This window comes from Streptomyces misionensis, assembly GCF_007896895.1.
Classification (GTDB): Bacteria; Actinomycetota; Actinomycetes; order Streptomycetales; family Streptomycetaceae; genus Streptomyces; species Streptomyces misionensis_A.
The window spans coordinates 1-7,137 of the sequence record NZ_VOGW01000157.1 but is presented as its reverse complement, the minus strand read 5'-3'; the positions used below and the strand labels follow the sequence as shown (position 1 = coordinate 7,137).

8 protein-coding genes are annotated in these 7,137 nt (G+C 70.4%); 2 read left to right on the top strand and 6 right to left on the bottom strand.

The genetic code is table 11. From position 1 onward, the window contains the following. A partial coding sequence (locus tag FRZ03_RS25915; protein WP_146467552.1) for an ABC transporter ATP-binding protein occupies positions 1 to 867 on the top strand: 867 nt, incomplete at its 5' end. Positions 868 to 938: 71 nt separating this feature from the next. Here FRZ03_RS25915 and FRZ03_RS25910 read toward each other — a convergent pair. From FRZ03_RS25910 to FRZ03_RS25890, 5 genes are all read right to left on the bottom strand, one after another. Continuing rightward, positions 939 to 1,628, bottom strand: a complete 690-nt coding sequence (locus tag FRZ03_RS25910; protein ID WP_146467547.1) for a DUF8185 domain-containing protein — start codon at positions 1,626 to 1,628, stop codon at positions 939 to 941. Further along, positions 1,625 to 2,047, bottom strand: coding sequence for an acyl-CoA thioesterase (locus FRZ03_RS25905; protein ID WP_146467546.1), 423 nt, complete (start codon positions 2,045 to 2,047; stop codon positions 1,625 to 1,627). Before FRZ03_RS25905 ends, FRZ03_RS25910 begins: the two co-directional genes overlap by 4 nt. A gap of 6 nt (positions 2,048 to 2,053) precedes the next feature. Next, on the bottom strand, positions 2,054 to 3,718 hold the full coding sequence (gene ettA / locus FRZ03_RS25900) for an energy-dependent translational throttle protein EttA (RefSeq protein WP_070027213.1): 1,665 nt from the start codon (positions 3,716 to 3,718) through the stop codon (positions 2,054 to 2,056). Positions 3,719 to 3,926: 208 nt separating this feature from the next. Further along, positions 3,927 to 4,187 (bottom strand): cold-shock protein, encoded by a 261-nt coding sequence (locus tag FRZ03_RS25895; protein ID WP_146467545.1) that lies wholly within the window; start codon positions 4,185 to 4,187, stop codon positions 3,927 to 3,929. A 210-nt stretch (positions 4,188 to 4,397) separates the two neighbouring features. After that, a complete protein-coding gene (locus FRZ03_RS25890) occupies positions 4,398 to 6,437 on the bottom strand; it encodes an SGNH/GDSL hydrolase family protein (RefSeq protein ID WP_146467544.1) in 2,040 nt (679 codons plus the stop codon). 70 nt (positions 6,438 to 6,507) lie between these two features. Here FRZ03_RS25890 and FRZ03_RS41285 point away from each other — a divergent pair, with 70 nt between their 5' ends. After that, a complete protein-coding gene (locus FRZ03_RS41285) occupies positions 6,508 to 6,915 on the top strand; it encodes a BBE domain-containing protein (RefSeq protein WP_398661113.1) in 408 nt (135 codons plus the stop codon). A gap of 78 nt (positions 6,916 to 6,993) precedes the next feature. On the opposite strand, the gene FRZ03_RS40560 is transcribed toward FRZ03_RS41285, so the two are convergent. Beyond that, positions 6,994 to 7,137, bottom strand: a 144-nt coding sequence (locus FRZ03_RS40560; protein WP_315902666.1) for an LAETG motif-containing sortase-dependent surface protein, incomplete at its 5' end; no start/stop codon positions are given.

Genomic DNA, 7,137 nt, shown 5'->3' with positions numbered 1-7,137 from the left:
ACCTGCGACCGCCTGGTCCGGATCTTCTCCACGGCCGGCATCGAGGTGCAGGCCCTCCAAGGCCTCGACCTCCTCGTCCGCGAAGGCGAACTCATGGCCCTCGTCGGCGCCTCCGGCAGCGGCAAGTCCACCCTGATGAACATCCTCGCGGGCCTGGACGCCCCCACCGCGGGCACCGCCCGCGTCGCCGGACGCGACCTGCTCACCATGAGCGCCGCCGACCGCCTGTCCTACCGCCGCGAGACCGTCGGCTTCGTCTGGCAGCAGACCTCCCGCAACCTCCTGCCCTACCTCACCGCCGCCCAGAACACCGCCCTCCCGCTGCGGCTCGCGGGCCGCGGCCGCCGCCGCGCCCACGCCCGGCGCGCCCTGGAACTCCTGGAGCTGCTGCACGTGGCCGACTGCCGCGACCGCCGCCCGCACGAGATGTCCGGCGGCCAGCAGCAGCGCGTCGCCATCGCCGTGGCCCTCGCCAACGACCCCGCCGTCCTGCTCGCCGACGAACCCACCGGCGAACTCGACTCCCACACCGCCGCCCAGATCTTCGAGGCGTTCCGCACGGCCAACGAGACCCTCGGCACCACGATCGTGATCGTCACCCACGACCAGGCGGTGGCGAGCGAGGTGCGCCGCACGGTGGCCATCCGGGACGGCCGCACCTCCACCGAGGTGCTGCGCCGCAGCGAGGTGGACGCCGGCACCGGCAGGGAGACGGTCGTCGCCCGCGAATACGCGATGCTCGACCGCGCGGGCCGGCTCCAGCTGCCCGCCGACTACGTCCGCGCCCTGGACATGCGCGACCGGGTGGCCCTGGAACTGGAGTCCGACCACATCGCCGTACGGCGCGACGACAGCGGGGAACTCTGAGAAGCGGAACCGCGGAAGAGGAATCGCGGAAGAGGAACCGCCGGACGGAACCGACGGGCGGGACCTACGCCTCAGCCGGCGGCGTTGACGCTGACCGCGAGGGAGCCGAGCGCCCCCGCCCGCCGTACCGCGACCGACCCGTAGGGGGTGCGCAGCCGCAGCCACGCCCCCGAGGACAGCAGCCCGGTGTCGGCCGCCTCCGTGCCCGGCCGCAGGAAGCCCAGCGACTGGGCCGCGTGCACGGCCCGCACGGGCAGCCGGGTGTGCCCTATCTCCCGGGACCAGATGTCCCGGCCGATCCGGTCCAGTTCCGCGCGGGTGCGCCGCTCGGGCGGCAACTCCTCGGTACGCGACCGGAATTCACCGACCGCCGCGGCCACGGTCGCCCGCAGCGCGTCCGGCGCCGGCAGCCCGGGCTCGGCCCGCCAGCCACCGCGCGGCGGCAGCACACCGGCCCACGGCGGCCCGGTGACCGCGCCCGGCACGGCGGCGGTGGCCGCCCGCTCGTCCACCGACTCCAGCAGCTCACCGGCGGAGACGGTCACGTCGAGGGTGGCGTCGAGCCCGTCCTCGTACGGCTTCGCCAGCCGCACCGCGCGCACCGCGAGCACCTCGAAGGAGGGCGGCCGGCCGAAGACGGCGAGCGCGGTGCCCGCCGCCTGGAGGCGCACCGCGGCACCGCGGTCGTAGTGCAGCAACCGGGAGAGGAAGGCGGCGAGGTCCGCCGCCTCCGTCTCGTCCACGAGGTGCAGCTCCGTCATGCGGCGACGGCCTCGCCCTCTTCGGCCCCGGCCGGCTCCAGGTACTGCTGGAGGAACTCGCGCTCCTGCGGAGTGATCCGGCGCGGGCGCTGGGCCTCGAAGTCGAACGGTACGACGACGGTCGAGGCCCGCACGTACACCGCGTCCTCGTCCTTCACCTCGTAGGCGATGGTGAAGGACGCGGCACGGATCTCGGCGACCCACAGCTCGATGTCCACCGGATGGTGCCGGTGGACGAGCTGGCGCTTGTAGTCGATCTCATGGCGCGCCACCACGGAGCCCTGCTGGAACTCCTTGTCCGGACGGAACAGGAAGTTGATCCGGGCCTCTTCCAGATAGCGGACGAAGACCGCGTTGTTGACATGGCCGTAGGCGTCCATGTCGGACCAGCGCATCGGGCACGGGTAGATGTGGCGCAAGACCGATCAGCCCCGGGTCAGCTTCTTGTACGTCGCCCGGTGCGGACGGGCGGCGTCCGGGCCGAGGCGCTCGACCTTGTTCTTCTCGTACGACTCGAAGTTGCCCTCGAACCAGAACCACTTGGAGTCACCCTCGTAGGCGAGGATGTGGGTGGCGACGCGGTCCAGGAACCAGCGGTCGTGGGAGACGACGACGGCGCAGCCGGGGAACTCCAGCAGCGCGTTCTCCAGGCTGGAGAGGGTCTCCACGTCGAGGTCGTTGGTGGGCTCGTCGAGGAGCAGCAGGTTGCCGCCCTGCTTCAGGGTGAGCGCGAGGTTGAGGCGGTTGCGCTCACCGCCGGAGAGCACGCCGGCCGGCTTCTGCTGGTCCGGCCCCTTGAACCCGAAGGCGGACACGTAGGCGCGGCTGGGCATCTCGACCTGGCCGACGTTGATGTAGTCGAGCCCGTCGGACACGACCTCCCACAGCGTCTTCTTCGGGTCGATGTTGGCGCGGCCCTGGTCGACGTAGGAGACCTTGACGGTCTCGCCGACCTTGATCTGACCCGAGTCCGGCGTCTCCAGGCCCTGGATCATCTTGAAGAGCGTGGTCTTGCCGGCGCCGTTCGGGCCGATGACGCCGACGATGCCGTTGCGCGGCAGCGTGAACGACAGCCCGTCGACGAGGACCTTCTCGCCGAAGGACTTGTGCAGGTCGCTGACCTCGACCACGACGTTGCCCAGCCGCGGGCCCGGCGGGATCTGGATCTCCTCGAAGTCCAGCTTCCGCATCTTGTCGGCCTCGGCGGCCATCTCCTCGTAGCGGGCCAGACGGGCCTTGGACTTGGCCTGGCGCCCCTTGGCGTTCGACCGCACCCAGTCCAGCTCCTCCTTGAGGCGCTTCTGGCGCTTGGCGTCCTTCTGGCCCTCGACCTTGAGGCGGGCGGCCTTGGTCTCCAGGTACTTGGAGTAGTTGCCCTCGTAGCCGTGCAGCCGGCCGCGGTCGACCTCGCAGATCCAGCCGGCCACGTTGTCCAGGAAGTACCGGTCGTGGGTGACGGCCACGACGGTGCCCGGGTACTTGGCCAGGTGCTGCTCCAGCCAGTTCACCGACTCGGCGTCGAGGTGGTTGGTGGGCTCGTCGAGGAGCAGCAGGTCGGGCTGCTCCAGGAGCAGCTTGCACAGCGCGACGCGGCGCTTCTCGCCACCGGAGAGGTTGGTGACCGGCCAGTCGCCCGGGGGGCACCCGAGCGCGTCCATGGCCTGCTCCAGCTGGGCGTCGAGGTCCCACGCCTCGGCGTGGTCCAGCTCCTCCTGGAGCTTGCCCATCTCCTCCAGCAGCGCGTCGGAGTAGTCGGTCGCCATCAGCTCGGCGATCTCGTTGAATCGGTCGAGCTTGCCCTTGATCTCCGAGACACCCTCCTGGACGTTCTCCAGGACGGTCTTCTCCTCGTTCAGCGGGGGCTCCTGCAGCAGGATGCCGACGGTGTAGCCGGGCGACAGGAACGCGTCGCCGTTGGACGGCTGCTCCAGCCCCGCCATGATCTTCAGCACGGTCGACTTACCGGCACCGTTCGGACCGACGACGCCGATCTTGGCACCCGGCAGGAAGTTCAGGGTGACGTCGTCGAGGATCACCTTGTCGCCGTGCGCTTTGCGCGCCTTGCGCATGGTGTAAATGAACTCAGCCAAGAGAAACCGTCCGGCAGCTTGAAATCTGGCAGTGGGCAGATACACCCCATCTTGCCGTACGGCCACCCCTAGGTGGAAACTCGTTGGGTTGCGGGGCTCTGACCTGGTCTTTCCCTGGTGGCGCCCGTGGCGCGTCCGTCGCTGTCGGTCGCCACCGAGTGCCCCTGGGCCTCCTCGGGCGGCCCAGGGACGGTCCAGCGCGTGGATGTCAGGCAGTCCTGGGGACGATACTCACCGCGCGATAGTCGTACCCGTCCTGCTTGAAGCCGGGCGCTTCCCAGACGAGATCGACTTCTTGCCCTGGCGACAGCGTGCGAAAGCCGGACCCCTGAATGTCGGAGTAGTGGCCGAAGCACCCTCCGGGAGTCTCGGTCGAGTCCAGCACGCCCCACCCCTCCTCGTCGCTCCACTCACGCACGGTCGCGATCGCGGTTGCGGGGACCTTGCGGGTCCCTCTGCGGCGACGCATCCGTCTCTCCCGTTCCACAAGATCTGTTCCGACTCGCACGGGGCTCCGTGGCCGCACTGTGCCACCGGTGAGGACGCCCATCCTCACAGAAGGGATCCTGGCGGGCGGAACAAGGAGACGGCCCATGCGTCGGTCCGGTAGGCATGCCGGCCGACGGACCGGGCGCCGCTGCATCCGGTGGGAGCGGCGGGGCCCGGCCCGCTGGTGGGCTCAGTTGGGCGGGTAGACGAGGGTGCCGGAGTCGGTGTCGTCGACGTATCGGCCGGCGAGGTCGGCGTAGTACGCGTCGGACGGTTCGCCGTCCAAGAGGTCGGCGGCCTTGACGGTCGAGGACGTGGCGCCGGCGTCGGTGGAGACCGCTGCGGCGAAGTCGATGAGCCGACCGGTGTAGTTGTCGAGCAGGTAGGTGTTGACCTGCTCGCGAGCGGCCTCCTGGGTCGCGGTGCCGGGGTGGGCGGCGCTGAACGGCGGGATGGTGGCGAGATAGACGGTGATGCCGGAGTTCTGGGTGATCGGCTGCTGATTGACGTAGAGCTGGCTGTCGTCGGTGTAGTACGAGCTCAGCTGGGTGTCGAGGGAGGCCAGTCCGTTCTCCACGTCGGTGGCGCAGGTGTTGGCGTTGCCGGTGCAGTTCAGCAGGTCGGTGGCGCCGGTGGAGACGAGGACGGTTCGCACGTTGCCTTGGGCCAGCACGTTGCGGTCCAGGGGGTTGAGCGCGTTGACCGGATCGGGGCTGCTGGTGATCTGCGGCAGCAGGCGGTTGGTGTCGGTGCCCGCGTTGAGCACGCCGTAGTGCACGGGGGCGTCCGAGTGGGGATCGTCGGCCAGGGCGTTGGTGATCGCGTCGCTGAGGTGATGCCGGCCGTCGTCGCTCGTGGTCCCCCCGTTGACGCTCTGGCCTCCGTAGAGGACCAGCGAGCCGGTGGGGTTCGAGGTGGAGGTGGTGACGTCGATGCCGGAGAGGTACGGCAGACCGGTGTACGTGGTCTGCGTGTAGTGGGCGGCGGCCGTGTCTCCGGTGCGGTCGGCGTGGTCGCTGACCCAGACGGGAGTCCGGGCCACAGAGTGGCCGGGCATGGCGGGCGCCAGGCCGCGCACCTGCAAGCTGACCAGTACGGTCGCTTGCTGTTCGACGGTCAGGGTGACCGGGTCGCTGGTGGCGTCGCCGCCTGCCGGAACGGTGACGGAGGGGGAACCGTCGAAGGTCAGCGTCGCTGGTGCCGCGGCTGCGGTGGCGCCGGCTGCGGTGGTGTCCTGCAGGGCGACGGAAGCCGCGTCGAAGGTCACCGGGGTGGCACCCATCGCGTTGGACAGGTGTACGCGTACTCCGTTCCCGCTGTCGGTGCCGATGCTGACGTGGGCGGGGATGCGCAGGGTCTGGCTGTCGATGGCCGCCGTGCTGCCGTTGGACGACTGCACTTTGTCGGTGTCCTGGACCGAGGCCCAGGTGCCGACCCAGTGCCGGGCGCTGGATCCGCTGCCGGTGGCGGTCGTCGGCCGCACGCCCAGCCCGAGGATGTGCAGGGCGGGCCGGCCGGCCTGGACACCGTTGGTGAGCTGGGGCAGGGAGATGCTGCTGATGACCGAGCCGGGGCAGGCCAGCGGGACGCTGAGGGCATAGACCTTCGGGCCGGAGCTCGGGGTGGTCTGGGTGCCGTCGCTGTGGTTCTCGTGGGCAAGGTTGATCGAGGCCGCGGAGGCCGGGCCGGAGAGCCAGTCCGGCACGGTGTCCAGGCCATAACTCTGCTCGGCGGGGACGCCGTTGAGGTCCAGGCAGTTGTTCTTGGCGTAGGTGATGGTGCCGGTGGCGTCCGTGACCGCGGCGCCGGTGGCGAACGCGAGGATGACCACGGCGTCGCCGGTGTCGACCACGCCGCTGCCCGGCAGGGTGACGCTCTGCCCGGAGGCCAGCATGTTGTCGTAGGCGCCGGTGCCGAACTTCGGCAGCCTGATGGTGGCGCCGTCGATGGTTACGGTTCCGCCGCTCTGCCAGCCCGCCGTCCTCGTCAGGTCGGTGGCGTCGAAGCTGTTGCCGGAGCCGTCTGCGTCGGCAGGGCTGGTCGTGGTGGTGAAGGTACTGGTGGCGGTGTTGTTCAGGCAGCCACTGGTGTCGTCGATCGCACAGGTCGGTCGGGCCGCGGCCGGGGAGCGGGTGCTGTGCGACGCAGTACGGGGTGGAGCCGGGGTGCCGGACGCCGCGTGGGCCGACGCCGTGGTCGTCAGTGACCCGGCGGCCAGGGCCGCGGCCACGACCGTGACGGCGACGGCCGGCCTTGACCGGGGACGTCTGGATGCAGGCCTGGGCAAGCGAAAGACGGACATGGACGTCGGGGTCCTTCCCGGGGCACAAGCGGTCCCCCGGTGGGCCCGCGCCACTGCGCATTCTGGAAGCTCGCCATGCGCGCGGTCCATCGTTATTCGATCGCCGAGCGCCGACCCGTGCTCCTTTTCTGACTCATGTGATCAGAGATATGCCCTTGAGTTGGGTTCGTTCTTCTCGGGGGCGGTTCTTCGCGCGACCGCGGGCCCAGGCCTGGATCGCCGAGTTCGGCCAGGCGCTGCGCCCCTGCGTCGACGGCGCCTACGTCAACGCCCCGAACACCGGCATGCGGGACTGGGAGACCGCCTCCTGGGGTCCGACGTCGATTGGCTGCGCCCGATCAAGGCGACGTACGACCCTCGCAACGTCTTCCAGTACGACCAGAGCGTCCCGCCCGCGTTCTGCTGAGCGAGCACGGCCCGAGCGCCTCCCGGCAGGCGAGGGGGCTCGGTTCTGCCCGGCCCTCCCGATGCCGGGTCGGTCGGCTCACTCGTTCGGCTGCTCGCGTTTGCGGAGGACGACCAGGACCGCGCCGCCGATGACGACCAGGCCTATGGCGACGCCGGCGATCAGCGGGGTCAGGGCGGAGCCGCCGGTCGCGGCGAGGTCGGTGCCGTCGGGGGTGGGGGT